The organism is Oleidesulfovibrio vietnamensis, from assembly GCF_055388115.1.
This window is the reverse complement of record NZ_AP042419.1, coordinates 3,450,621-3,476,683: the sequence shown is the minus strand read 5'-3', so window position 1 is coordinate 3,476,683 and position 26,063 is coordinate 3,450,621. Positions and strand designations below refer to the sequence as shown.

The window sequence follows — 26,063 nt, the reverse complement described above, 5'->3', positions numbered from 1 at the left end:
GTTTGCTGTGCCATTGATAGCCTAATGCGCTTCGCGAGCCAAGCACACACGGGGCAGAGGACCTACTTTGCCTGTAATTTGTCGGAAAGAACTCCGCGTGACGGGGTCGGTTTTTTATAATGCTCAGGATGCCGGGAGGCCGTATGCATGTTGTGAAGCAAAAATTCCTGCTGCCGCTGACGCTGGCCGCAGTGCTGGTGTGGAGCTCGGCCGCAGCTGCCGCCAACGCCACCATGCCGGATGCCGGCACCGCGGGCGGGTATAATCTGGAGCAGGCGGTGCTCAAGGCCCTGCAGGATAACCCCAGCATCCGTGCCGCCAAAGCAGGCGATCTTGCCGCCGAAGAGTCGCGCAAGGCTGCCCGCGGCGGGTTCGGTCCTTCGCTGACCGGCAGCTACGGATATCTGAAAAGCGACCACGACAAACCCCGCCGTGATTTCGTGCAGTACGAGGACAACCTTTATACGCTCGGGGTCAATCTTACCCAGCCGCTGTTCACGGGATTCAATGTACTGTCCACGTACCAGAAGGCGGCTCTTGAAAAAGAGCAGGCTGCCGCACAGGTGGACAACGCGGAACTGCAGCTCATTTTGCTGGTGCAGGAAAATTTTCTGCAGCTGCTCGCCGCGCGTGAAAACCAGCGCAGCGCCGCAGACCAGCTGGAACGCCTGCAAAGTCAGCTCAAGGTCACGCAGGCATTTTATGATGTGGGGCTGAACCCCCGCATTGACGTGCTGCAGGCCGAGCGCGATGTTTCCGACGCCGAAGACAAGCTGTTGCAGGCGGAAAACAGTGTGCAGACACAGATTGCCCGTCTGAACACGCTGCTCAATCTGCCTCTGGACGCAAGTGCCTCCTATCTTGGCCGGCTGGATTTTGTGCCGTTTTCGCTGACGCTGGAAGAGTGCCTTGAAAGGGCATACCGGCGCCGTCCCGATATTTTCATTGCCCAGAAAGCCATTGAAGTGGCCCGCAAAGACAGAACCATCGCCCAGAGCGGATTTTATCCGCAGATTGGCGCGGAGGCCGATTATTCGAGAAAGGGTGACAACCCCGTGGTGGACGGCAGCAGCGCCATGTCCACGGAGTTCAGTGAATGGTCGGTGGGTGTTTCCGCCAAGTGGAATCTGTTCGATTCCGGCAAGGATTATTATGCACAGAGTGCTGCCGCGCAGGTGGTGAACAGGGTGATGGCGGACGAAGCGAATCTGCGGCAGGAAGTGGCCTTTGAGGTCAAGTCCCGTCATCTTAAACTGTCCGAAGCCGCCAAACGTATCAAGGTGGCCCAGAAAACCGTTGATCAGGCCGCGGAAGCCTATCGCATGGCGGTGGCACGCTATCAGGCTCAGGTGGGTACAAACACCGACGTGCTGGATGCGCAGGCCTCGCTGACCAGTGCCGAAGCCGCGCTGACCAGCGCGCAGGCCGAATATCTCGTGGCCCTTGCCAGCCTGTATGTGTCCATTGGTGACAAAAATCCTTCGCTGCATATGACAGCGCCCTAGGCCGCTGTACTCCGGCAATGCGACAGCGCGCGGCGGTTTTTTCCGCCGCGCGTTTTTTTATATGCCGCCGGGGGTGTGCCGCAGCAGCCGTTGTTGTGCGGTCACATGCGGGCGCAGTCCCTCTGCAGGCATCATTTTTCCGCCTGTCACCCGACAGGATGCGTGGCACCGGCAGGTGCGGGGGCTGCGGGCGGGCGTGTCATGTGCGCAGGTTGTGCGGTATGGCGTCGAGCCGTTGCATCAATGCCTGCTCCAGACTGCCGTCCCCGCGGTCTGCATAGCGGTACCGTACGCGCATGTGCGGTTTGTCTATGTGTATGAGTCTGTCCAGCCTGATGGGGGTGCCGATGAGTACCAGATCGCATTCCGCGGCATTGATGGTGGCTTCCAGATCGGCCAGCTGCCAGCCGGAATATCCCATGGCGGGCAGTGCGGGGCCAAGATGCGGGTAAGTTGCGTAGGCATCGGCGATGGCGCCTCTTGCCACGGGACGCGCGTCTGCGATTTGCGCTGCCCCGAACTGCCGTGCGGCCACTGCGGCAGCTCCGAACGCCATTTCACCGTGGGTCAGTGTCGGACCGTCTTCCACCAGCAGAACCCGTTTTCCTGCAACGGCCCCGGGGGCATCAACGCTGACGACGGAGTCACATTCGATGATTTCCGCCGCATGGCACCCCTCATCGCGGCAATGAAGCAGGGCGTTGCGGACGGCCTGAACCTGTTCCGCCGTGGCGGTGTTGGACTTGTTTATCAACGCGATATCCGCCAGACGCATATTGACTTCACCCGGATGATAGCGGGTTTCGTGACCGGCACGCAGCGGGTCCAGCACGGTTATCTGCACGTCGGGGCGGAAAAATGCCGTGTCGTTGTTACCGCCGTCCCAGACAAGAATATCGGCCTCGGCCGCTGCCGCCTGCATGATGCGTTCATAGTCCACACCGGCGTAGACTGTGAGCCCGTGTTCCACAAGATGTTCGTATTCTTCGCGTTCTTCAACGGTGCATTCGGCGCTGTCCATGTCTTCCAGCGAGGCGAAACGCTGCACGGCCTGACGGGCCAGATCGCCGTACGGCATGGGATGGCGCACCACGACGGGCTTCAGGCCGCGGCTGCGCAGGATATCACATACAGCCAGTGTAACAGGCGATTTGCCGGAGCCGGTGCGCACGGCGCATACCGCCACAACAGGCCGGTGCGCCGCTATCTGCGTGGCAGCCGGTGCCAGCAGCCGGAAGTCGGCTCCCAGCGCCAGTGCCAGCGATGCCCGGTGCATCACGGTTTCGTGCGAAACGTCACTGTAACTGAAGATGACCTCGTCCACCTGTTCTTCGCGTATCAGGCGGGGCAGGTCTTCTTCGGGCAGCACGGGGATGCCCTGCGGATACAGCGGCCCTGCCAGCGCGGCAGGGTATATTCTGCCGTCGATGTCCGGAATCTGCGTGGCGGTGAAAGCCGCCACGCGTACGTCCGCATTGTTTCTGAACTGCACATTGAAATTGTGGAAGTCGCGCCCTGCGGCGCCCATGATAACAATGGTTCTGGCCATGCGGACCTCGCTGCCGGTGACAGGGTTATACGGTGTCCTGCGCGCGTATGGTGCCGTTTTCCACACTGAACAGAGCGCTTTGCGCCGCCTGTGCACGCATCATTACGGCGGTTTGCGGATGACAGGTGAAAAAGAGCACCTGATTGTGTTGCGCCAGCTGCACAAAAGCGCGGGCGGTGCACGCGGCCCTGTGCGGATCAAAGTTTACCAGAATATCATCCATGATGACAGGCAGCGGTTCGCCGTGGGCCGCATGGCTGCTGATATACCCCAGCCGCAGCGCCAGATAGAGCTGTTCGGCCGTCCCCCTGCTGAGCTCTTCGGGCAGACGCACATCGCCGCCGGCGGTGACTGCCCGTATGCTGCTGTCTTCCAGCGAGGTCTGTATGTGCGTGTATGCGCCGTCGGTGATGGTTTGCAGAAAGGCCGCGGCAGCTTTGACCACTTCCGGCTGGCGTTCCCGTTCAAAGGTGGCTTTGGCCTGTTCCACAAAGTGCCGCGCCAGTGCCAGCACGGCCCACTGCTGCGCATGTCTGCGCAGTTCTTCGGCCTTGCTTTCACGGGTGGTCAGCAGCGTTGCGGTGTGGTCGGATGTCTGCATGGTGCGCAGGGCGGCTCTGGCTTCGTGCAGGTCGGTATGCACCTGCTCCTGCTGTTCGCGCAGGGTGGCCAGTTCCTGTTCCAGCCGCTGGGCGCGGGCTTCCAGCGTGTCACGGGTGACGGATGCAAAAAGAACCCGCAGCGCGTCGGCATCCGGTGAGGCAGAAGAAGCGCGGTCCGGGTCTGAATCCTGCTGCGCTGTCCGGACGGATGCATCCTGCTCCTGCGGGGTGTCCGCGGGGCTATGCTCTCCGGCGGTAGCGGCAGACGTCTCCGCCGCGGCGGGGGCAGGCAGCAGGGCTGCCACGTCGGCGTGACGCACATCTGCTGTGGCCGCCTGCAGCTGCGCATTCAGATCGTTGATGGTGCGGCGCAGGCGCTCCTGCTCTTCAAATGTCTGTGCCCTGCTGCGGAATGTTTCTTCGTCACCGGCCTGTGCGGTATGCAGCAGCGCCGCCATGCGTTGCCGGGCTTCCTCCAGCTGCAGGGCGGCGGTCTGTGCTTCCTGCTGCAGACCGGGCAGGGTGCGCTGCAGTTCCGACCGCCGTGCCGATGCGGCACGGGCCTGATCCAGCGCCGCGGCAAGCATGTTGATGGCCGCCGGAGCTTCGCCGCGGTGCCATGTGCGCGCCGTGGCCTGACATATTGTATCCAGCGCCTGATGTACGCTCTGTACCTGCTCTTCAAGATTCTGCCGTCTGCGGCGCAACGAGTCCTGTGTACGCAGCTGACGGGTGCATTCCGTTATGGTGTCCAGAGCTCTGCGGGCACCCGCGGGCATGATGGCCGTATCAAGCCCGCGTTCTTCCAGCCACGCTTTCCAGCCCGCGGTCACCTCCTGCAGCGCGGTGTACGCGGCTTCGTGCTGGCGGACGGCTTTGGCATGATTCTCTCCGGCTGCCGAGCTGCGAACGGTGCGTTCTTGCAGCATGTGCCGTGCTTCGGCAGTGCGCCGCCGCAGCTCCTGCTGTCTGCTGTTTTCTTCTATCCAGCGGTCAATGCGCGTCATGGTGTCGGGCGCGCTGTGCAGCCCTGCCAGACCGTCAAGCCGGCCTGCCGCTTCAAGGTATTCCTCCAGATCGTGTGCTGTGCGTCCGGCTGTCTGCTCCAGTTCGTGCAGCCGCTCGGCAATGCCGCGGGCGGCATCCACTCTGCGGAAAAGATCGTCAGCGGCTTGCGGAAGCAGCGTTGAAGGCAGCTGATGTTCTTCCAGAAATCCGTGCCACGCGGCGATACTGCCGGTGCAGCGTTCCTGCGCCTGCGCCAGTGCTGTGTCTGCCTGCCGTGCCAGTGCCTCTGCCTCTTTCAGTTCCTGACGGGCGGTATCGGCTTCCCGCTGGCGGGCGGCACGTTCTTCCACCTGTGCGCGCAGCTGTTCCAGTCCGTTTTCCGCCTCGTCCAGAGTTTCCCTTGCGGTGTCGGGCAGATCAAGCTCTGCTGCCAGCGCCAGCACCTGACGGGCGATATCTGCGGCTTCCGCCTGTGCTTCTGTCAGACGGAGCGCCATGTCGGGGCTGCGGCGGCTGCGTCCTGAAATAAACAGGCAGCCTCCGCAGACAGCCAGCAGTGCGGAAAAAATGTACAGTACCGGGCCATCGGCAGCCGCAGGCAGAACAGACTGCAGCGCCTGCGGGGCCGTATGCCACAGCAGAGGCAGCGCCGCTGCCGCCGCCATGGCCAGCGCGCCGCTGCCCACGGGCACAGGGCGCAGGCCGGGCAGTGCCGCCTGTTTTTCTTCAAGCGTATCGCATCTCTGGGCCGCCAGTTCCTGTCTGTGCAGCGTATCACGCAGGCGGCGCAGCACTGAGCGGCGCGCGGCCAGTCCTTCCGCCGTGGCATGGGCGGGCAGTCTGTCCAGCACTGCCGTTTGTTCTTCATACCGCCGGCGCATGCGGGCGGCCTGTTTTGCTGCGTCTTCCTGCTGGCGGCGGGCCTGGTCCTGATCATTTTCGCTTTGCAGCACCTGTGCGGCCAGCGTGGCGGCGTGCTGCCGCGCCGGCAGCGACGTGTCAAACTGCTGCAGCAGGTCCGGTGTCCAGCGGGGGCTTATATCTGCCACGGCGGTCTGCAGACGCTTTGCTTCAGTACCGGCGGCTTCACGGGTCAGGGGCAGCTCGCGCAGCATGGCCTCCGCGCGGTCACGGCCGGTTATCAGGCGTGATACGACTGCCTGCGGGGCTTCCGGAAGGGCCTGCGGCAACGCGGCAAGTGCCGCTGCGGCCTCCCGCTGCTGTCTGTCGGCGTCTTCCATGGCCTCGCGGGCGCGTCCGGCTTCGCGTTCTGCATCGCGCTGACGGTCGCGTGCGTCCGCCAGCGCACTGTCAAAGCGGTCTATGCGTTCGCGCGTGAACAGGGAAAGGTCAAATGCCGCCACGCGCTCCGGTGTCCATGCCGGTCCCAGCGTGGCCAGCAGGCGTTCCAGTTCATCAGCGCTGTCCTGTGTCTCTGCCCGCAGTGCGGCAAGGCCGCGCTCTGCTTCGATGTACGCTGTTTTCTTTTCAACAAGAGCCTGAATGCCCGATGCATTTTCCAGAATGGCAGTATCCGGTTCTGTCTCTGCGCAGGCTTCGTTTGCAAGCTGCAGCTGCCTGTCAGCGGTGCGTATCCGTTCCGTGCGTTCTTCCAGTTCCCTGATAAGAGCATCAAGCCGTGCCGTGCCGTCGGCGGGAAAGGTTTCAATGCGCGGCCCCGCTGCGGCAAGCAGCGCTTCTGCCTGCTGCAGCTGCGTCCAGTGTTCCCACAAAGCCAGTGTACGGCGGCACAGGTGCAGGTTTGCGCCGGTGTTTTCCGTCTGCGAACGCAGTGATTCCAGCTGCTGTTCCAGTTTTTCGGCATGTATCTGGGTTTCGTCGTAGCGGGCGGCCGCCGCCGAAAGGGTCCGCAGCTCGCCACGCACCTCTCCCAGCTCGCGCAGCAGCGTGTTGATGGCCGGCTTCTGTGCGCGCGGCTTGAACAGTTCATCCATGCCTCTGGCACATTCTTTCAGCACTTCGCCCACCGGCCGCGAACCGGCCCCGAAACTGGCGCTGTGCAGCACATGGCGCACTTTTTCACCGTCCAGCGAGGCAAGGTCCTGCAGTTCGGACAGGCTGAACCCGTACACCGTGCGGAACAGTTCGCGCGTCACGCCGCCCAGCAGTTTGTCCAGCAGGTCCGGCTGCAGCGTCTTGCCGTCTGCAGTGGTCAGCGTGACCGGCCCGCCGTGGGTTCCCGGGCGCCGCTGCAGGCGCAGTGTGCCCATGGTGCGGGTTTCCAGCAGCAGCCCGCCGCCGGGAGCACCTCCGCGCAGTGGCGGATAGGCAGGTTCGGCCTTGTTGTTTTTTACCGGATAGCCGAACAGCATGGTGCGGAAAAAACCCAGCGTGGTTGATTTGCCGGCTTCGTTGCTGCCCAGAAAAAGGTTTATGCCTTCTGACAGTCCGTCGGTCTGCTGTCCGGAAAAAATGCCGAAGCCGTCCATATGAAAAGATCTGATGCGCATCAGCGGGCCTCCAGCAGGTCAAGGCAGGTCATTTCCACGGAGTCGAGCAGGTCGTGCAGGGCGGCTGTATCCGGTTCATCCAGCAGCCGCTTTGCCTGCGGTGCGGCAAAAAGCGGCGCCAGCGGACCTGAAAGCAGCTCCTGTGCCACTGTGGCTGTACTGCCGTTTTCTGCGCTGCAATGTTCCAGCGCATCTCTGGCCTGCTGTACAAGGCGCAGCGTTTCGCCAAGCAGGTTGTCCCCGCTGCGCAGGGCTTCCATGTCCGCTTCGGGGCGGCAGCGCAGGTCGATATCTTTTATCCACACCGTGGGCGAGGCGTCGGCCCAGGCTGTACGCAGGCGCTCGGTCAGCTCTTCGTGGCCGCCGGCAGCCCGCAGCGGCTGGTTGAGAGGCCCGCGGCCTTCCAGCGTCAGGCGCAGCATCCATGCTTCCACCGGCAGCTCTGTGCTGCCGGACTCTTCGTCCTGCGGGGCTTTTTGCACGGCGGTGCAGCATGCCGCAATGCGCCGGTGTATTTCTTCTTCCAGTGCGTCCAGCGTTGCCGGTGTGTCTATGGATACGCTCAGCCGTTCCCATACCACCGGTCCCAGACGGTGAAACCGCAGGGAAAAACCGTCTTCGGGAGCATATGTCACTTCATAGCATCCCCTCGGACCGGTTTCGTTGATGTGCAGTCCCTGAATATTGCCGGGATAGACACTGAGCGGAGTCTGCAGGACGGTCTGCCTTTCGTGCACATGCCCCAGTGCCCAGTAATCCATACCTGCCGCTTTAAGGTCTTCGGCGGTGCACGGGGCGTATCTGTCCGCCGCCGCCACCGACGCCACGGTGCAGTGCAGCAGCCCTATCTGCGGCAGATCCGCGCGGCTTGTGTCGCGCGTGAACCGTCTGGCCATATTGCTTCGCTCGTTGCGGGCGGCGTGGCTGATGCCGTGTATCAGGGCCACTTCTTTGCCGCTGCGCACAACGGGCACTGTTTCCACGTTGTCCGTGCCGAAAATGACCACGTTGGGCGGCCACTGCATGCGTGTGATGCGGCTGCCTGCAAAGTCGTGGTTGCCGTGCACGATAAACACCCCGATACCGGCAGCATGCAGTTTTTCGCAGGCGTCGCGCAGGGCGAACTGGGCCTTCAGGCTGCCTTCTTCGTGGTTGTATATGTCGCCTGCCACCAGCAGAAAATCGGCTCTGCGCGCGATGCACAGGCTGGTAAGGCGTTCAAGCGCCGTGAACGTGGCGGCATGCAGGGTTGTGGCCATATGCGGCGTGCCGGAAAGCCCTTTGAACGGTGTGTCCAGATGCAGGTCTGCAGCGTGAAAAAAGCGTAGTGAATTCATATGCTCGGCATGTTTTGCGGTTGAACGGGACGGCTGTTGAGGCCACCGGAAGGGTAGCATGTTACGCCGCGGAGGCAAACGGCCGGAAGGGTGGTCCTGCGGGCGGCACGCGCGGGGATGCCGGGGCGGGCAGCGTGTGAGGGTGCAGGCCTACTGGTACAGACCTGCTGTCAGCGAACGCCTGATGACATCCTGCACGCCGTTGACAATGGCCTGCCCTGTGGCTGCGTCCAGCTGAAAGACGTTGTTGCCGGCGGAAACGGAAACATTGACAAGCGAGGGGGTTACTTCGCGCAGTTCGATGATGACAGGGTATTTTCTGGTGGTGGCGAAAAACTTGTCGCCTTCGTCGGTGCGTTCGATGGAACTGACAGGTATGGCCATCTCATTGAGGGCCGCATGTGTGGCCCTGTACACGCACCAGTACGGGTAGGGATACGACTGGGAGACTTCTTCATCCATGGCGGAAACGGTGGTGGATACACCGGCGGCAGCCACACCCAGCGCGGCGACGACGCAGCCGGATTGCAAAGAAGCCAGTGCGCACAGCATGATGCAGAGAAAAAATTGTTTCATACACTGTCAGCCGGGTGGGAGTGAAAAAAATGCAGCGGAGTTACAGCTGACAACTTTAGCGGCTGCACCGGCAGCGGTCAACACCAATGCGTGTATTCGCATGGAGAGCCTCGGGCGGTGTTCCGGAGGCGGGCAGCGCGTTCCGCTCTTTTGTGCCGGAAGAGCATCTGGTATGACGGTGGCATGAGTCAGTGGACACGGTGTATCATGCATATTGATATGGATGCCTTTTTCGCATCTGTCGAGCAGCTGGACAATGCTGCGCTGCGCGGCCGTCCTGTGGTTGTGGGCGGGGGCAAGCGCGGGGTTGTTGCCGCCGCCTCGTACGAAGCGCGGCGCTACGGCATCCGTTCGGCCATGCCTTCGGGGCAGGCGCGCAGGCTGTGTCCGCATGCGGTGTTTGTCAAAGGCCGTATGCACCGGTACAAAGAGATATCCGCACAGGTCATGCAGGTGCTGCATGAATTTTCGCCGCTGGTGGAGCAGGCCTCGGTGGATGAGGCGTATCTGGACGCCACCGGCAGCGCACGGTTGTTCGGTCCGCCGGAAGAAATGGCCCGGCGCATACGCGCTGCCGTGCGTGAGGCTGTTTCGCTTACCTGTTCGGTAGGGGTTGCGCCGGTCAAGTTTCTGGCAAAAATCGCTTCGGACGTGAACAAGCCGGACGGGCTGTTTGTGCTGCAACCTGATGAGGTTGCCGGTTTTCTGGCGGTGCTGCCTGTGGGCGACATTCCCGGTGTGGGGCGGCATTTTGCCGGTCAGTTGCAGGCACTGGGGGTGCGTACTGCCGGTGACGTGCTGCGTTATCCCGAAACATTCTGGCAGCGCCGTTTCGGCAAGGGCGGGCTGGGGCTTTTTGCCAGGGCGCAGGGCATTGACCCCCGCGTGGTGGAACCGTACACGCAGGCCAAGTCGGAAAGTGCCGAAAACACCTTTGAGGAAGATACGGATGACCGGGAACTGCTGAAGACCTGGCTTTTGAAGCAGGCGGAACGGGTGGGGCGGAATCAGCGGCGCATGGGGCTTTCCGGCCGTACTGTGACGCTGAAAGTGAAGTTTGCCGACTTCAGAACGGTGACCCGCAGCAGAACGCTTGCCGCACCCACAAGCAGCACAAGGGTCATCTATGATACCGCCGCAGCGCTGCTGGACGAGATGGACCTGCCGCAGAAGGTCCGGCTTATCGGGGTGGGCCTGTCACATTACGCCGAAGGACCGCAGCAGCTGGCATTGCCGCTGTGTTTTCCCGCCGCTGTGCGTGACGAAAAAAGCGAGCAGCTGGAAAAGACCATGGATGCCGTGCGCGACAGGTTCGGTTCCGCTGCCATCGTGCGGGGCAGATTGTTCGGCTTCGGCAAAGATTAGCCCGGCTACATGTCGGGACTGCGCGGGTACGGTCTTTTTTCCGGTTTTCTTTTGTAGCAGTCCCGGGTTTTACACAGTGTCGGGTAGCGGCTTGTAATTTTTTTGTATGTGCCGTCCGAGACTATCTGCTGCAGGCCTTTGTTAAACGCGTTGCGCAGTGCCGCGTCTGCGAACGCCACATGGTTGCGTGTTTCGGGAAATATTGTGTGAATGACGTAATCATCTGTCATTTCTGCCGGAATTTTATGTACAAAATGCCTGAAGATGCGTTCGTCCAGCACGATGACCCTGTCCTGTCGTGTGAAAAAGGCCAGTACCTGCCCCGCCTGATCGGGCGTTTCCATATATCGCGGCGACTGCCGCACCGCATTCAGATATTCCGACCCCAGAAACCGGCTGGCATTCTGAAAAGCCTGAACAACGTATTTTTTCAGATCGGCCACAGCGCTGATGCTGCAGTTGTTCGCACGCAGCGACACTGCAATGTTGCGGTAGCTGATGTGGTTTGCCGACAGAAAGACGTTCTGCATGCCCGCCATGCGTGAAACCGGCGTGATGGCGTCCACCCTGCCTTCATGCAGCAGCTGCCCCATGCGCAGCTGCGATGCGTACAGCAGACGCACGTCCACGCCCTGCGTTTTCAGCGCGGCCCGCACGATGTCCACTTCAAGACCGGAACCGGATTCTTCCAGCACATAGGGCGGTGTGGCGCTGTTCACCGCCAGAGTGACCGTCCGTGGCAGCGGGAGCGCGGACTGCCCTGCCACTGCCGCTGCGGCGGTACAGAAGCATATGGCGCAGAGCAGCAGAGCAACCCGTGCGGCGGCAGGCAGGAATGTCATGCCGCTTTCTGTATGAGAACTGTCATTTCGTTGCATAGGTCCGTATCGGGGTTGAATTCTGCCGTGTCTATGCTGCGGACGGGGCGCATGCCCATAAGGGCATTGAGTACATATGCATGCTGCATGCATCCCAGCCTGTCCGCAGTTATCTTTTCGTATGTTATGCCGAGCACGTCCTTTACAAGGGCTTCGGCCGTGCTGCTGAGTCTAAAGCGGGGAAAGGGCGCTGTAAACCGTGAGCCGTTATAGAATATCAGCGCTGCGGTGGTGGTTTCCAGAATGGCTCCGTCGGGAAGATGCAGTACAGCGTCATCGTATCCGGCCGCCTGCGCATGCGTGCGTTCCATCAAATGCCCCATGTGGGCGGTTGTTTTGTGCTCATGCCACCACGACTGCACACCGTGCAGCGCCCGGCACAGCCGGAAAGCCTTGTCCGCAGGGGGGGGCGTATAGGGTGCGGCCGTCACTGCGGGCACAAGCGGAGGACACAGACCGGAAGCATCTGCTGCCGGCGCGCTTTCCAGCGTGTAGAAAAGGTTGATGCGCGCCATGCTGCCGCACAGTCCCAGATGGTCGAGCAGCATCTGCGCCGCGGCGTGCAGGTCCACGGGCAGCAGGTGCAGGCCGCATGCGCGGGCGGAGCGTGTGATGCGCTCCATGTGGGCGTCGGCATTGACCAGCCTGCAGCCGTTGTACAGCAGGGTTTCGTAAAAACCTGTTCCCGAACGGAATGAAGGGGCGGTCACATGTTGCGGCAGCGGGCCGCAATGCAACGCATTGTTGCGTACATAGGTCACGGGCAGAGCGCCTCCTGAAATTTCCGGGCTTTGGCCATGGTTTCGGCGTATTCGTTTTCCGGTACGGAATCTGTCACCAGACCGCTGCCGGCAAACCATGAAAACACGCCGGTACGGGCGTCGTGCCAGCCTGTCCGTATGGCGACGGATGCGTCCAGATGGTCAGGGCCGTTGAAGCAGAAAATACTGCCGCAGTACAGGTCGCGGCTGTGCGGTTCCAGCCTGTCGATTATCTGCATGGTGCGCAGCTTGGGACAGCCGGTGACGGAACCGCCCGGAAATGCGTCCAGCAGCAGGTCCAGCGGGGTGCTGTCCGGGCGCAGTATGCCGTGCACGTTGCTGTACATCTGAATGAGCCTGTCCACGACAAAGGTGCTGCAGTGGTCTGTCACCCGCACGGAGCCGAACCGGCAGCGGGTGGAGATGTCGTTGCGCAGCAGATCGACGATCATGGACAGTTCGGCGCGTTCTTTGGGTGACGAGGTCAGTGTGTGCACCAGTTGCGGCTGCCATGTGTCAAAGGCGAGCGTGCCCTTGATGGGCTGGGTTAGCACCGTGCCCCGGCTGATGCGCAGATACCGCTCCGGCGAGGTGGACACAATGGTCAGGGGCCCGTCGTGCAGCAGTGCGTAAAACGGTGCCGGACGGTTGAGCCACAGGTGCAGGAACAGTGCGGTGGTATCCGGCGGGGTTGCCAGCGGCAGGTCGAATCTGATGGACAGGTTCAGCTGATATGTGTCGCCTGCCGCGATGTGCCGCTGTGTCTGCCTTACGCCCTCCTGATATTCTTCCCTCGTGAGGGACTGGCGCAGCGGTCCGGCTGCGGTTACGGGGGTGTGGGGGCGCGGCGGTTCGGGACTGCCTGCCTGCAGCAGCCGGCACAGGCTGTCCACCAGACCGCTGTCGGCGTGTCTGTCGGCCAGCAGGCGCAGCCTGCCGGTGCGGGTGCAGCCGGTAACGACGCACTGGTAGCGGCGCAGCAGCCCGGCGGGAAAAGAGTGCTCCCGCGCCGCAATGCCGTACTGTTCCATGCCGTAGGTATATGAAAGATATCCGATGACGGGCGTATGCCGGTTGCTGCAGAAGCGCTGCATGTGTTCCCGCGGCGTGGCTGCGGTGATGTGCAGCGATTCCAGAGGCTCGATGCCCGCCATGAATTCCGATTCGTGCATGGGGTGCAGGGGGACGGCCTGCCGTGGCGCGGGAGAGCCTGCGCAGACGTTTGTACAGGATTCTGCGCGGGCCGGAGGTGCCGAAAGAAGCATGTCGGCATGATGCCTCCGGGCCAGAAAATCCAGCAGCGGAGGAATGCACCGCGGATCACAGGATATGCAGAGAACGCAGCGCATGGCGGATGCACCAGACTCCTTCAGCTGTCAGAAACGATTCGGGGTGGAACTGATACCCGTACAGGGGCAGGGAATTATGCCGCAGCGCCATGACAAGCCCCTGAGGCGTACGCCCCGTGACCTGCAGTCCCGCTCCGGTTGTGGCGCAGTGCAGTGAGTGATAGCGCCCCACGGTCAGGGTCTTGTCCGCATCGGTCATCACAACGGTGTCGGATTTTCCGTGCACGCACCCTGCCAGCGCTTTCACCGTGCCGCCGAAGTGGCAGTTGATAATCTGCATGCCCAGACATATGCCCAGTACCGGCCTGCCGCTTTGCAGCACCGGCCCGTAGCACGGGTATTCATCGGGATGCCCCGGACCGGGAGATATGACCACAAGGTCCTGCTCTGCTGCGGGGGCACGGGCAGCCAGCGCCGTATGGTTGACCACCTGCGGGGTGCTGCCTGTAGCGGCGTGCAGCAGGTGCGCCAGATTCATGGTGAAGCTGTCGTCGTTGTCGGAAAGCAGTATGCGGAGCATGTTGTTTTTCAGCGCTCGATCCAGATGAAGGCTGCCTGCCTGCCCGAAGCCTTGGCACGGCGGTATGAAAAGAACATGTCGGGCAGCGACCACGTGCACAGGTCCAGACTGAATATCTGTTCACGGGGCAGGCCGGCTTCATGCAGCTGGTGGCGTGTGAGCGACCACAGATCCATGGTCATATGCTCTTTATGAAACCAGTGCTGCCATGCGGGGCCCCATTCCGTGTCAAAGTTGACAAACTGTGCTGCTGCAGGGCCCAGACTCGGCCCGCGCACGGCCATGACATCGGCCGGGGATATGCCGTATCTGCTGCAGAACCGCGCGACGGCGGAGCCGATGAAGCCCGCGCGGTTGCCGCGCCATCCTGCATGCAGGGCGGCGATGTACCGGCCCGACGTGTGCGCCAGCAGTATGGGCTGGCAGTCTGCTGTCTTGATGATGAGGGCGTCTCCGGGCCGGTCGGTCGTGTGTCCGTCCGCTTCTGTCCGGGGGCGTTCGTCCACGGCGGTCACGGGGCGTGAATCCGTCACCAGCACGTCGCCGTGCACCTGCCGCAGCTCCACCCAGCGGTCAAAACCAAGCTGCCTGTGCAGCATCCGGCGGTTGGCGGTGACATGTTCCGCGTTGTCGCCCACGTCATATGATATGTTTCCCCCGCAGTATTCCGGCCCTGCGGCGTCTTTGTCCGTGCCGCCCTGACGGGTCTGGAAGGCGCAGCGCACGGCCGGTATGCCGGGAAAGCGGAACGGGATAACATTTACAGCCATAAGAGGCCCTCCTCGGTGCATAATGCGTTCACGGGCCTGTCCCACGGGTCGCTGGGCAGTGAATCCGTGATCTGAAACGGATAGGCAAGCCCCACCAGCACTGCGGACTGCATGGCAGGCAGCGCCAGAAACCGGTCGTAATATCCCGCGCCGAAGCCGAGCCTGTTGCCTGCACGGTCAAAACCCACTCCGGGGATGACGGCCACCTGCGGGGCAAAGGAGGGGCCGGTCACATCCACAGCCGGACAGGTGGCGGGGTCCGGTTCGGCAATGCCGTACTGTCCGGTGACAAGGTCGGCCGCACAGGCGCACGGGGCCAGACACATTTCGCCGGGGCAGTCCGGTATGCAGCGCGGCAGCAGTACGCTTTTGCCCTGTTGCCATGCGTCGTGCAGCAGCAGGTCCGTGGCTGTTTCGTTGCGGACGGGCATATACAGCAGTACCTGTTTTGCCGACTGCCATACGGGGTGCCGCAGCAGGTGGCGTTGTGCCGCGGCTGCAGACTGTGCGGCCTGTTGCGGCTCCAATGCGTCGCGCCGGGCGCGCAGCAGACGGCGCAGCGCTGTTTTGTCGCCGGGGGGGCACCCGCTGCCGGTGTGTGTCTGGTGCTTGGTCATTACGGTAATCTTGTATAAACTGAGTGTGTACGGGCGGGCATTGTCAATGCGCCCGTCCGGTGAGGCGAACTTTAGCAGGGAACAGGATGCCATGCAAAGCAATGACGTATACTGGATAGGCATAGGCGACGTGCACGAAAGCACGGCCCGGCTGGCCGATGTGGCCGGCATCGGCGGTGCTCAGGGAGTGATCATCAGCGGCGACCTGACGCTGGCAGACGGTACCGCCGTGGCCCGTCGCGTGGTGGAGGCTGTACGGGCCAGCAACCCCGCGGTGCTTGCCCAGATAGGCAACATGGACCGTCAGGAAGTGGACGACTGGCTGAGCAGCGAAGGCATAAACCTGCATGCCCGCGGCCGGGAACTGGCGCCCGGAGTGGGGGTCATGGGGGTGGGCTGTTCCACGTTCACCCCGTTCGGCACACCCAGCGAGTATTCTGACGAACAGCTCGGCCTGTGGCTGGAAGAAGCATGGGAGCAGGTGAAACATCTCAGGCATCTGTTGCTGGTGGTGCACAACCCGCCAGCGGATACCGTGTGTGACCGCCTGCCCAACGGAACTCATGTGGGCAGCGCCGCTGTGCGGGCTTTTATCGAGCGTGTGCAGCCCGATGTGTGCCTGACGGGGCATATTCATGAAGCCATGGGGACTGACCGCATAGGCCGCACGGTTGTGGTTAACCCCGGGGCGTTCTCTACCGGCGGGTATGCCGTTATCCGCATGAATTCCGGCGGGTTGACGGCTGAACTTGTGCGGTTCTGACCGCAGTGTGTAAAATTTTTTTAAAATTATGTTGACAGGCAGGGGGGCTAAGAGTATTTCTTACGTCCCTTGACTGAGACGCCTTCAGGGCGCTTCGGAAAAGGTCAATACCTGAGAGTGACGCGGGGTGGAGCAGCTCGGTAGCTCGTCGGGCTCATAACCCGAAGGTCGTAGGTTCAAATCCTGCCCCCGCTACCAAATTCCGGCCCCCTGCATAAGCAGGGGGCCGCGTTTTTTTATGGCAGTCTGTCACTGCCGCAAGTGATTCTGGAGGATCTATGGCCAAAGAAGAAGCCATTACAGTTACCGGTGTCGTGCAGGAAGCGCTGCCCAACGCCATGTTCCGTGTGGAACTGGAAAACGGGCACGAAGTTCTTGCGCATATTTCCGGCAAGATGCGCAAATTCCATATCCGTGTTCTTCCCGGAGACAAGGTGAGCGTTGAATTGTCTCCTTACGACCTGACCCGCGGGCGCATCACCTTCCGTCCCCGGTAGCGCCGGCGCGGCGCAGTGCCGGATGGTTCCGGTGCATCGGCAAGGCCCGTTCTGCCATGGCAGAACGGGCCTTGCTGCGTCGTACGGGGAGCGGATGCGTTGTGATATATGCAGCGGCGGGGTGTCAGGCGACGTTCTGCAGCCTGTACATGTTCCATTGCTTCAGAAAGGCCGCCTCAAATGATCTGCTCTGGGCATAGGCCCGCGCTTCGCGGCTCATGCGTGTCCGCATGGCGCTGTCGGCGCACAGGGCGTGCATGGCTGCGGCCAGAGCCTGTGCATCTCCGTCGGGCACCATGAGTCCTGTTTCGTCGGGCAGCATGTTTTCCGCGGGACCGCCCTTGTCCGTGACGATGACGGGCAGGGCCGAAGCCTGTGCTTCCAGCACCACATTGCCGAAGGTGTCGGTGCCCGAAGGAAAGACAAACACATCGGCCGAGGCGTAGGCCGCGCTCAGGTCGCCGTCTGTCAGGTAGCCGGTGAAGAGTACCGGCAGCCCTGACAACTGTGCTTTCATGGCATCTGTCCACGGGCCGTCGCCCACCACTGCCAGCTCGACGTCGGAGCGCCTGCGCAGCAGCTGCGTAAATGCGTTTGCAAGCACATGCATGTTCTTTTCACGCGATATGCGCCCCACATACAGCAGGCGGGTTTTTCCGGCATGGGCGCCGTACCGGCCGTAAAAGCCGTTGCGGTGGGCCGGGCTGAATTTTTCCGTATCGATGCCGCGCGGATAAAAGACCACCCGCGAGGGGTGTATGCCGCGTGCCACCAGTTCTTCACCCGTGGCGTGCGACGGCACGTAAACACGGTCCATCTGATTGTAATACCATACCATATACCGCCACATGGCATCCTCAAGCCCTGCATCTTCCGTGAGCATGCTGACATATTGGGGAAACGCCGTGTGGTAGGTGGCGTGCACGGGCAGTTTGAGTATGCGTGCCACGGCCAGCGCCACAAGCCCGATGGGGCCGGGGGTGGCCGAGTGGATGTGTGTGAAGTTCTGCGTGTAGCAGTGGTGTATCATGCGCAGTACCGGCGGGTAAAAAAGGGTCAGCTCGGGATATTCCGGCATGGTGCATGAACCGACGGGGGTGAAGTTCACCACGCCGGGACGGCGGGCCGCCTCGCCTTCACTGGGACCGCAGGTGATGACCTTGAGCTGCTTGTTGTTTTTAAAGGCCATGTCCAGCTGCATCTGCAGAGTCAGCGCCACGCCGTTCACATCATAGAATGTATCGGTGAAATGCCCCACATGCAGCCGTGCGGCATGGTCCGTCTGTCCGGTAAAGGCGTCGCGGCAGGTGCGGCAGAATTCCCTGTCTCTGGTGAACAGGGTGTATGCCACGAAATAGGGGGCCAGCATGGCGTACAGCGAGCCTGCCGAACCCATGGCGTTGAACACGCTGAACAGGTCGGCGCCCTTGACGTTGTCCAGCAGGCTTGTGCCGAACTGGGTCATGACCTTTTCCGTGGCGCGGTTGACAAAGCGGAACCATGTATCCTCGCCGGCGGGGTCGTTTTTTGTCTGGGCGGCGGCTATTTCACGCAGTTCCGTATCGTTCCAGATAATGTCTTCGGCTTCCTTCTGCAGCAGTCCCTGCACGGAACGCGGCGGGCCGGAAAAAAAATGCGCGGGCCGGCGGTAGCCTATGAGCCCGTGCAGTTTTGCCATAAAGCCGCTTTCCGGCTCGGGCGAAGAGCACAGCGACCGGTCGACAAAACGCAGCAGCAGGTCGCGGTGCACGTGGGCGCCCAGACCGAACTTCTGTTTATAAAACTGGTAGGCGATGGAGTACAGATTGTGCGCCATGGTTTCGGGGGTGGCGTCGCGCCCTGCCGGTTGTGACCGGCCGTCCATGATGCCGCGCAGAAAGTCCTGCACCCTGCCGGAACCGCTGCCTGTTACAGGCCCCACCACGGTATGGCTGCGGGCAATGTTCAAGGACGAGTGGTCGTCCGAACCCGCGGTGAGCGTTTTTTCCCAGGGTCTGTCCATGCGCGGGGTCATACCGTGTTTGTCCGCCAGACGGCTTACCGCGGCTTCGTCCAGGCTTTGCAGCATCTGGCGCAGCAGGGCGTTCTGGTAGGCATCGCGCGAACCGTTCAGCTCGAAGGCCCTGAACAGCAGCACCATGCGCTCCATATGATCCACCGTAAGCTTGTCGTTAAGTGAATACATGGGATGGGCAATGGCATGGGCGATATCCTGCTGTATCAGATAGTCCACAAGGTCGTAGACATTTTCGCGCAGTCTGGTGATGTCATCGTGGTGGGCTTCGGTGATGTTCCATGCAAGCACATGCAGTTTGCAGCGGTCTTCGGGAAAATAAGCCGTTATTTCTTCACTGACAAAGGTGTGGGGCAGGTGAGCTATTTCAAGGCTTCCGGCGATGGTGTTGTGATCGGTTATGGTGACAAGATCCATGCCCCGTTTCAGAGCCGTGCGGTAGAGAGCCTGCGGGTCGGTATAGCTTTCGGCGCAGCCGAGTTTCTGCAGAATCCATTGTGACGGCCGGGTGGAATGGCGAGAGTGGACATGCAGATCGGCCTTCAGGACATTGGTGTCCATGGGTGCCTCCCGGGGCGGTGCCCCATGCCGTGGCGGCATTTTGTTTTCGGCAGATGCTGCACGCCGTACGTTGCATGCGCGTGGCGGAGGCGTGGACTTTGGTTGTCTGTTTGATGGCGGAAGTATGACCGCGGCGGCGGGTATGGCTTTGCCGGATTCCGCGGCGGTGCCCGAGCCTGATGAAGGGGCTGAGGCAGGGTGCGGCTGACCGGCGGGGATGGCGGGGTTCAGGATGCCAGCAGGAAGTCTGTGCCGTTGCGGCGGCCCGTGCTTTCCAGAAAGGGCACCAGCTCTTCCGCGGCGCCGTGTCCGGCGAGATAGGCAAGGCTGAACCCTCTGCCGGCTTCCGGCAGGGCGTCTCTGCCGTGCACGCGGGCACCGTCCACCACATTGCCGATTTTGCGCGGGTCCACATCAATCCAGCGGTCGATGACAATGCCGTGTTCGCGCAGCAGGGCTGCCCTGCGACGGCTTGTCCTGCCGGCGCCGATGACGGTCACATGCGGGTGGTGCGGATTGCGGGCCGCCAGCCAGCGGGCGAGATACCGTGTTTTCAGCCGGTAGAAGTTGTCGGTGCCGTAGTTGCCGTGGGTGCGCGAAAGCCGGGTGGGCGGGTCGTACCAGTCCAGCAGGGTCTGGGGCAGTTTGGCCATGCGTACGCCGCATTCAAGCCAGCGCAGCCATAGCTCGTAGTCTTCTGGAAAAGGGCCGTCCGCATAGGCGCCGTGGGCATGCACCGTTGACGCGCGGAACATGACGGAAGGATGGGCGAAGGGCGATTCGCGGAAGCGCCCCAGCGCGATGTCCTGCGGTGAGAGCAGGGTATTTGTCCAGTCTACATAGCGGGCATACCCGCCGCAGGCTGCACGGTCGCCCGCAAAGCGGACGCGGCAGGCCACAAGGCCTGTTTCCGGATGACTGTCCAGATGCGCCGCCTGCAGTGCCAGCCTGTGGGGGTGGCAGATGTCGTCCGCGTCCATGCGGGCGATGTACCTGCCGCGCGCTGCGGCAAGTCCGGCGTTGAGGGCGGACACAATGCCGCCATGGCTCACATGCAGTACCCGCATGCGCTGATCCTGCGCGGCCAGACGGTGCAGAACCCCGGCCGTGCCGTCTGTGGAACCGTCATCCACGGCCAGCAGCTCAAAGCTGTGAAACTGCTGGCACAGCACGCTGTGCACCGCTGCTTCCAGAGCGCTGGCGCCCTGACGCAGCAGGCCCGCCGCATTGTATACGGGCATGAGAACGGTGACTGCCGGCGGGGAGTCTGAAAACATGGTGTGTGCTCTTTTTCTGCCGGATTGCGTGGCCGGCTGTGTTGTCCGGGGTGTCTGCCGGTTGCCGCATATATATGCCGCGGACCGCCGGATGCGGCCCGCGGCAGGGGTGTTTTTCTGCGCGCCGGTGTGACCGGTCTGCTCCGTTCAGGCCGGAAGATCAGCCGTCGTCGCGGCTGACAGCCTCTCTGATGCGGCATACGCCGCAGACCTCTGCCGAGGTCGGGTAGCCGCAGCGCTCGCAGGGTTGCAGCTGGTCGCCGTGGGTCTGCTCATGACGGGCAAAGATTTCTTTGCCGCGCTCAAGAAAGCCCAGATAAAAATCCAGCTTGCGGCCGGGCATCTGGTCTTCCAGATCGGCCCACAGTTTTTTGTACTGGGTAAAACTGGCCCCCTGCGAATAGGGACAGGGCGCATAGTGGTATTCGATACCCTGCAGAAAGCTGTAGTTTGCGGTTTCAAATTCCGAAAGGCGGTACAGGGGCTTTATTTTGCGTGCGAAACCGCCTTCGGCGGGCAGGGCGGGGCCCTGATCGCTCAGGTAGGCAATATCCCAGCGCAGCGTGTTGGAAAACAGCCGGGCGATTTCGTCATCCAGATTATGGCCGGTGGCCAGAACCGTGTACCCTTCGTCCAGCGCGGTCTTGTTGAAAAAATACCGTTTTATCTTGCCGCAGGCGGAACATACCGGCCGGTTGAGGCGTGCCTTGACCAGCGGTATGGCCAGACCTTCTTCGGCCATTTCCTTGACTATCAGCTTGAAGCCGTGCTTGTGGCAGAACCGTTCCACCACACCGCGCGCCACCGGTGACGAACCGGGAATGGCAAGGTCGATATGCAGACCTGTCACATTGTAGCCCAGCTTGCTGAGCACAAGCATGAGCGCCAGAGAATCTTTACCGCCGGAAAGCGCCACGAGAACGCGGTCTTCAAAAGTGAGCAGCTTTTGCCTGCGGATGCCTTTTTCCACCTGCCGCGTAAAGAAAAGATCGTAGCATTCTTCGCAGAAGCCGGCATGGTGGCTGGGCAAAGCCACAGCTGCCGTGGCTTTGCAGCGTTTGCATTTCATGGATGTTGTTCCTGTTGTTGGAGTTGGAGCGGCCCCCGATGTGAAGGGATGCCGTGGCAGCGCGTGCGCGGTGCCGTATCAGCCTGCGGAAACCACTGTGCGGACGATGATTTCGTCGCCGGGAAAAAGCTTGCGGTCGGGGGTGAGCAGCTTGCCGTCGCGGATGACAAGCACGGTGCCCCTGCGGGCGCCCACCTTGTTGAGCAGTTGCAGCACGCTTTTCACATAGGGCAGTTCAAGCCGTTTGCCCGAAGGCTGCAGCTCGACAGTGGTACCGTATCGTGAACGTTGTTCGGTCATGACTGGCCGGTCCGTAAAGTAAAAGGTTGTATATGAAAACGGACGTACCCGCGTATCCGGTGCGGCCATGTCCGTGCCTGCCGCTGCCTTACGGCCTTTTGACGGGCTGTCCGGCAGATGCCGCCCGCGGCAGATTTTTGTCCGGCGTGCGGCACAGGCAATGTGCCTCCATCGGGCTTGGTTGGCAAGGCGCGGCGGTGCAAGCGCTTACCGGCAGAGTTTTGCCGGATTCGGATACGGCTGTGTACTGCTCTGCCAAAAAACAGGCCTGGCCGCTTTTCCGGTGTGTGCGGCAGCGGCAGGATACATGCCGCGTGGCGCAGGCAGCGCGGCGGATGGTATGCAGTATTCTCTTCTGCGGCAGCGGCATGTCTTTGTCCGGTGTACATTTTTTTTGCGGGCCGCCGTTTTTTTATACTTTGTGCCGAAGAACGTTGCCTGTTAGGTGGATAGTGGTGTAATTTTGTATCCGAAACCGCATGCGGCGGGCCGGAGTGCGCCGCAGCAAACCGTGTCAGCCCCGTCGCCTTCTGCCTGTTATGACATGTTGCGGACGGGCGCGGATAAGGAGGCACATCATGCCAGCAAAGACAATCCTTGTGGTGGACGATGAAAAACACATAAGGATGCTGTACAAGGAAGAACTGGAGGCCGAAGGCTACACCATTGCCACCTCGGACGGACAGGAACCCATTCTGCAGGTGGTGGCCCGTGAAAAACCGCACCTTGTCATTCTGGACATCAAGCTTGCGCCGGATGTTTCGGGTCTTGACCTGCTGCAGCAGATACGCAGTCAGGACCAGCAGCTGCCCGTTATTCTGAGTACCGCGTATGACAGTTTTCAGCACGATCTCAAATCCATTGCCGCGGACTACTATGTGGTGAAATCCGTGGACCTGACGGAACTGAAGAGCAAGGTGGCTCAGGCTCTTGCCGACCGCGGGTAGCACCTTTTTCCGCCTGCCGTGCACCGGGCGTCCCGCAGTCTGCGCCGCGGGGCGCCTGTTTTTGTGGCGTGGTGCCGCCGCAGGCCGCCGTATGCGCGGCCTTTTTCTTGCTCTCCCTGTCGCTTCGTGATAGCCGCAAGACGCATATGTTTGACATTGATTTCGCACAGAGCGTTCAGCGCATCGCCGTGGCCTTCGTGCCCATGATGCTCGGCATGGTCTGCCATGAGGTGGCCCACGGATGGGCAGCGTGGCGCATGGGTGACCCCACGGCCAGAGCGCAGGGGCGGCTTACCCTCAATCCGCTGGTGCACCTTGATCCCATGGGTTCGCTCATGTTTGTGATCACGGCGCTCACCAGCCCCTTTGTGCTGGGCTGGGCACGTCCGGTGCCCGTCGATGCACGCTGGTTCCGCAAGCCTTCCAGAGATATGATGCTGGTCTCCTTTGCGGGTCCGTGTACCAATTTCATACTGGCGGTCATGTTTGCCGTGCTGCTCAAGGTGCTGGTGCATGTACTGCCCCACCAGATGCAGCAGGGAATTTTCTTTGAGTTTTTTCTGAACATGTCGGCCATAGGCATATGGATAAATTTCACGCTTGGATGGTTTAACCTGATTCCCGTACCGCCGCTGGACGGAAGTCATATCCTTGCGGGACTGCTGCCGCCCGCGCTGGCCCGGCAGTACCATCAGATAGGCCGTTACGGCATCATCGTGGTTTTGATTCTGCTTGCAAGCGGCATACTGGGCCGCGTGCTGTGGCCGCTTGTGGATGGTTCCGCCCGTGTGGTCACTTCCATGCTCGGGCTTGCCATCTGATCATCTTATCCGGAGGAACATTGAAATGAGCAATAATCGCACTGTTTCGGGCATGCGTCCCACCGGCGCACTGCACCTTGGCCACTACTTCGGCGTGCTGAAAAACTGGGTGGAAATGCAGCACGAAATGGAAGCATTTTTCTTTGTGGCCGACTGGCACGCCCTGACAAGCGACTTCGCCGATCCTACCCGCATCAAGGGCTTTGTGCCCGAACTGGTGATGGACTGGGTAGCCTCCGGTCTTGATCCTCAGAAGTGTACCATTTTTCAGCAGTCGCAGGTCAAACAGCACGCCGAGCTGCACCTGCTGCTTTCCATGATAACTCCGCTGGGCTGGCTGGAACGCTGTCCCACGTACAAGGAACAGCAGCAGCAGATAACCAACAAAGATCTGGGTAACTACGGTTTTCTGGGGTACCCCGTGCTGATGGCTTCCGATATTCTCATCTACCGGCCTCAGTGGGTTCCGGTGGGACAGGACCAGCTGCCGCACCTTGAAATGACCCGTGAAATCTGCCGCCGCTTCAACCATTTCTACGGTGAATATCTTGTGGAACCTCAGGCCCGCCTGACCCCCGCCGCCAAATGTCCCGGCCTTGACGGGCGCAAGATGTCCAAAAGCTACGGCAACGCCATTCATCTGGGTGAGCCCATGGAAGACATCATACCCAAGGTGCGCGGCATGAAGACGGATGAAAACCGTCTGCGGCGCAATGATCCGGGCAATCCTGAGGTGTGCAACCTGTTCCCCTACCACGTGCTGATGACCGCGGAAGACAGACAGGCCGAAATACGTCAGGGCTGCACTTCTGCCGGGCTGGGCTGTGTGGACTGCAAAAAAATTCTTCTTGAAAGCCTTGAGCGTTTTCTGACGCCCATCCACGAGCGCCGCAGAGAGCTGGAAAGCCGTCCCGACACGGTGTGGGACATTCTGCGCGACGGCAACGCCCGCGCCCGTGAAGAGGCCGAGCGCACCATGGAAGGCGTGCGTCAGCGTCTAAGCTTTGATTTTTAACAACCAACCATAATGACAGCGGGCGCACCATGTGCGCCCGTCGTTTTTCAGGAGACGCCATGACCGCACCGCATACGGAAACAGACAGCACTCAGCAGTTTCTGGACAGCATGCCCGAGCTGAAGCCGGGCGAAAAATTCCAGTTTGCCTGCCATCCCGGCGTGGCCTGTTTCAACGCCTGCTGTTCCGATCTCACCATGCCGCTGTCACCGTATGACGTGCTGCGCCTGCGGCAGGAAACAGGTCAGGACAGCGAAGGCTTCATTTCCACTTTTGCCCGTGTGGAAACATATCCGGACACCAATTTTCCCATTCTGTACATGAAGATGACGGATGGCCCCGTGCGGCCCTGTCCTTTTGTTTCACAGGCCGGCTGTCAGGTATATCCCAACCGTCCGGCCGCGTGCCGCACCTACCCGCTGGGCCGCGGTACCCGTGTGGATGCTCAGGGACGGCTGGTGGAACAGTATTTCATCATTGCCGAACAGCACTGTCACGGATTTGCCGAAGAACCTGTCTGGACCAGTGAAGAATGGCTTCAGGATCAGGGGCTGGCGCGGTATAATTATTTCGGCGACAGATACACCCGTCTTATGGGGCGCGCCATGGAAACGGGCCTTGTGCTTACGCAGAAGCAGCTTACCCTGTGCCTGCTGGCATTGTACGAGGCAGACCGTTTCGGCGCCTTTATCAGCGGTGTGAACCTGTTTGCCCGGCTCAACGTTTCCGCGCAGGAGCAGGCCCGCATCCTTGAGGATGAGGAAGCCCGGCTGGAATTCGGCTTTGACTGGACCGAGCTGGTGCTTTTCGGCGACAATGAACGTCTTCAGGTGGTTAACCCGTAATGAATGCAGAGCAGGCGGCGTCTTGTCTGGCGCATCCTAAAGTGGTCACCTCCGAAGAACTGCAGCGGCGGCTTGCCGGGCGCCGCGGTGAAAAGGTGGTCTTTACCAACGGCTGTTACGACATCCTGCACCCCGGCCATGTGGACCTGCTGGCGCGAGCCCGTGCACAGGGTGACCTGCTGGTGCTGGGACTGAACAGTGACGCTTCCGTGCGCCGTCAGGGCAAGGGCGCGGACAGGCCGGTAAACACGTTTGCCGTGCGCGCTTTTGTGCTGGCCCATCTGGAAAGTGTGGATTACGTCGTCATGTTCGAGGAGGACACCCCCTATAACCTTATCAGTGCCGTGCGGCCGCAGGTGCTGGTGAAAGGCGGTGACTGGACGCCGGACAGAATAGTGGGGCGTGATATAGTGGAGGCTGACGGCGGCAGGGTGCTTTCGTTGCCGCTGCTGGAGGGATATTCCACAACGGCGCTTATCAGCAGGATACGTACTGCTTTGCGGTAACGGTCTGCTGTCTTGATTTTTTTGCGGCGGCGTCGGCAAGGCGCCGCCTTTTTTACGGCATTGCCGTGGCAGCCGGAAAAAAAGCGCAGTAATGCTTACATGATAAAGCGGGTGCCGTAGCACCCGCTTTGTTTGTGATA

23 protein-coding genes and 1 tRNA gene are annotated in these 26,063 nt (G+C 61.2%); 10 read left to right on the top strand and 14 right to left on the bottom strand.

Annotation, left to right across the window (positions count from 1 at the left end; genetic code table 11):
- The first annotated feature begins 143 nt into the window (after window positions 1-143).
- Window positions 144-1,505 carry a TolC family protein gene (locus tag ACZ5D1_RS15575; protein ID WP_011369300.1) on the top strand — a complete coding sequence of 454 codons (1,362 nt, stop codon included), beginning with the start codon at window positions 144-146 and terminating at the stop codon, window positions 1,503-1,505.
- Window positions 1,506-1,704: 199 nt separating this feature from the next.
- On the opposite strand, the gene ACZ5D1_RS15570 is transcribed toward ACZ5D1_RS15575, so the two are convergent.
- The 4 genes from ACZ5D1_RS15570 to ACZ5D1_RS15555 all read right to left on the bottom strand — a co-directional run bounded on the left by ACZ5D1_RS15570 (window position 1,705) and on the right by ACZ5D1_RS15555 (window position 9,048).
- A complete protein-coding gene (locus ACZ5D1_RS15570) occupies window positions 1,705-3,054 on the bottom strand; it encodes a cyclic 2,3-diphosphoglycerate synthase (RefSeq protein ID WP_011369299.1) in 1,350 nt (449 codons plus the stop codon).
- A gap of 25 nt (window positions 3,055-3,079) precedes the next feature.
- Window positions 3,080-7,135, bottom strand: a complete 4,056-nt coding sequence (locus tag ACZ5D1_RS15565; RefSeq protein ID WP_464555415.1) for an AAA family ATPase — start codon at window positions 7,133-7,135, stop codon at window positions 3,080-3,082.
- Window positions 7,135-8,472 (bottom strand): metallophosphoesterase family protein, encoded by a 1,338-nt coding sequence (locus ACZ5D1_RS15560; protein ID WP_027182599.1) that lies wholly within the window; start codon window positions 8,470-8,472, stop codon window positions 7,135-7,137. The genes ACZ5D1_RS15565 and ACZ5D1_RS15560 overlap by 1 nt, the downstream gene beginning before the upstream one ends.
- Before the next feature lie 150 nt (window positions 8,473-8,622).
- Entirely contained in the window at window positions 8,623-9,048 is a 426-nt protein-coding gene (locus ACZ5D1_RS15555; protein ID WP_011369296.1) for a DUF3568 family protein, read from the bottom strand.
- Between the two features lie 183 nt (window positions 9,049-9,231).
- Between ACZ5D1_RS15555 and ACZ5D1_RS15550 the strand changes: the two genes are divergently transcribed.
- Window positions 9,232-10,413 carry a DNA polymerase IV gene (locus tag ACZ5D1_RS15550; protein ID WP_464555413.1) on the top strand — a complete coding sequence of 394 codons (1,182 nt, stop codon included), beginning with the start codon at window positions 9,232-9,234 and terminating at the stop codon, window positions 10,411-10,413.
- Window positions 10,414-10,418: 5 nt separating this feature from the next.
- Here ACZ5D1_RS15550 and ACZ5D1_RS15545 read toward each other — a convergent pair whose 3' ends face one another.
- From ACZ5D1_RS15545 to ACZ5D1_RS15520, 6 genes are read right to left on the bottom strand one after another with little or no spacing between them, the layout of a single operon-like run.
- Complete coding sequence (locus ACZ5D1_RS15545; protein WP_464555412.1) at window positions 10,419-11,255, bottom strand: substrate-binding periplasmic protein; 837 nt, start codon at window positions 11,253-11,255, stop codon at window positions 10,419-10,421.
- A complete protein-coding gene (locus ACZ5D1_RS15540; protein ID WP_455696595.1) occupies window positions 11,252-12,052 on the bottom strand; it encodes an aminotransferase class IV in 801 nt (266 codons plus the stop codon). The genes ACZ5D1_RS15545 and ACZ5D1_RS15540 overlap by 4 nt, the downstream gene beginning before the upstream one ends.
- Window positions 12,049-13,317, bottom strand: coding sequence for a chorismate-binding protein (locus ACZ5D1_RS15535; protein ID WP_464555410.1), 1,269 nt, complete (start codon window positions 13,315-13,317; stop codon window positions 12,049-12,051). Before ACZ5D1_RS15535 ends, ACZ5D1_RS15540 begins: the two co-directional genes overlap by 4 nt.
- A 55-nt stretch (window positions 13,318-13,372) precedes the next feature.
- Complete coding sequence (locus tag ACZ5D1_RS15530) at window positions 13,373-13,921, bottom strand: aminodeoxychorismate/anthranilate synthase component II (protein WP_011369291.1); 549 nt, start codon at window positions 13,919-13,921, stop codon at window positions 13,373-13,375.
- 8 nt (window positions 13,922-13,929) lie between these two features.
- Window positions 13,930-14,691, bottom strand: coding sequence for a purine nucleoside phosphorylase YfiH/LACC1 family protein (locus ACZ5D1_RS15525; protein WP_011369290.1), 762 nt, complete (start codon window positions 14,689-14,691; stop codon window positions 13,930-13,932).
- Complete coding sequence (locus ACZ5D1_RS15520; protein ID WP_464555409.1) at window positions 14,682-15,308, bottom strand: 5-formyltetrahydrofolate cyclo-ligase; 627 nt, start codon at window positions 15,306-15,308, stop codon at window positions 14,682-14,684. Before ACZ5D1_RS15520 ends, ACZ5D1_RS15525 begins: the two co-directional genes overlap by 10 nt.
- Window positions 15,309-15,399: 91 nt before the next feature.
- Here ACZ5D1_RS15520 and ACZ5D1_RS15515 point away from each other — a divergent pair, with 91 nt between their 5' ends.
- The 3 genes from ACZ5D1_RS15515 (at window position 15,400) to infA (ending at window position 16,568) form a co-directional block, all read left to right on the top strand.
- The gene (locus ACZ5D1_RS15515; RefSeq protein WP_027182594.1) at window positions 15,400-16,071 is read left to right on the top strand and encodes a metallophosphoesterase; all 672 of its coding nucleotides are present in this window, start codon (window positions 15,400-15,402) and stop codon (window positions 16,069-16,071) included.
- Window positions 16,072-16,192: 121 nt separating this feature from the next.
- Window positions 16,193-16,269: transfer RNA gene (locus ACZ5D1_RS15510), tRNA-Met, on the top strand.
- Between the two features lie 80 nt (window positions 16,270-16,349).
- The gene (infA, locus tag ACZ5D1_RS15505; RefSeq protein WP_011369287.1) at window positions 16,350-16,568 is read left to right on the top strand and encodes a translation initiation factor IF-1; all 219 of its coding nucleotides are present in this window, start codon (window positions 16,350-16,352) and stop codon (window positions 16,566-16,568) included.
- Between the two features lie 124 nt (window positions 16,569-16,692).
- On the opposite strand, the gene ACZ5D1_RS15500 is transcribed toward infA, so the two are convergent.
- From ACZ5D1_RS15500 to ACZ5D1_RS15485, 4 genes are all read right to left on the bottom strand, one after another.
- Window positions 16,693-19,143, bottom strand: coding sequence for a glycosyltransferase (locus ACZ5D1_RS15500; protein ID WP_464555407.1), 2,451 nt, complete (start codon window positions 19,141-19,143; stop codon window positions 16,693-16,695).
- 227 nt (window positions 19,144-19,370) lie between these two features.
- A complete protein-coding gene (locus tag ACZ5D1_RS15495; protein ID WP_455696600.1) occupies window positions 19,371-20,420 on the bottom strand; it encodes a glycosyltransferase in 1,050 nt (349 codons plus the stop codon).
- Between the two features lie 160 nt (window positions 20,421-20,580).
- Window positions 20,581-21,489 carry a TIGR00269 family protein gene (locus ACZ5D1_RS15490; protein ID WP_011369284.1) on the bottom strand — a complete coding sequence of 303 codons (909 nt, stop codon included), beginning with the start codon at window positions 21,487-21,489 and terminating at the stop codon, window positions 20,581-20,583.
- 78 nt (window positions 21,490-21,567) lie between these two features.
- Entirely contained in the window at window positions 21,568-21,789 is a 222-nt protein-coding gene (locus ACZ5D1_RS15485) for a ubiquitin family protein (protein WP_011369283.1), read from the bottom strand.
- Between the two features lie 578 nt (window positions 21,790-22,367).
- Here ACZ5D1_RS15485 and ACZ5D1_RS15480 point away from each other — a divergent pair.
- From ACZ5D1_RS15480 to rfaE2, 5 genes are all read left to right on the top strand, one after another.
- Window positions 22,368-22,736 (top strand): response regulator, encoded by a 369-nt coding sequence (locus tag ACZ5D1_RS15480; RefSeq protein ID WP_011369282.1) that lies wholly within the window; start codon window positions 22,368-22,370, stop codon window positions 22,734-22,736.
- Between the two features lie 146 nt (window positions 22,737-22,882).
- Window positions 22,883-23,557, top strand: a complete 675-nt coding sequence (locus ACZ5D1_RS15475; RefSeq protein ID WP_011369281.1) for a site-2 protease family protein — start codon at window positions 22,883-22,885, stop codon at window positions 23,555-23,557.
- 25 nt (window positions 23,558-23,582) lie between these two features.
- Window positions 23,583-24,572, top strand: a complete 990-nt coding sequence (gene trpS, locus ACZ5D1_RS15470; protein WP_011369280.1) for a tryptophan--tRNA ligase — start codon at window positions 23,583-23,585, stop codon at window positions 24,570-24,572.
- A gap of 59 nt (window positions 24,573-24,631) precedes the next feature.
- Window positions 24,632-25,417: a YkgJ family cysteine cluster protein gene (locus ACZ5D1_RS15465; RefSeq protein WP_011369279.1), complete on the top strand. Its 786-nt coding sequence runs from the start codon at window positions 24,632-24,634 to the stop codon at window positions 25,415-25,417.
- Window positions 25,417-25,923: a D-glycero-beta-D-manno-heptose 1-phosphate adenylyltransferase gene (gene rfaE2, locus ACZ5D1_RS15460; protein ID WP_011369278.1), complete on the top strand. Its 507-nt coding sequence runs from the start codon at window positions 25,417-25,419 to the stop codon at window positions 25,921-25,923. The genes ACZ5D1_RS15465 and rfaE2 overlap by 1 nt, the downstream gene beginning before the upstream one ends.
- Window positions 25,924-26,063 lie beyond the last annotated feature (140 nt).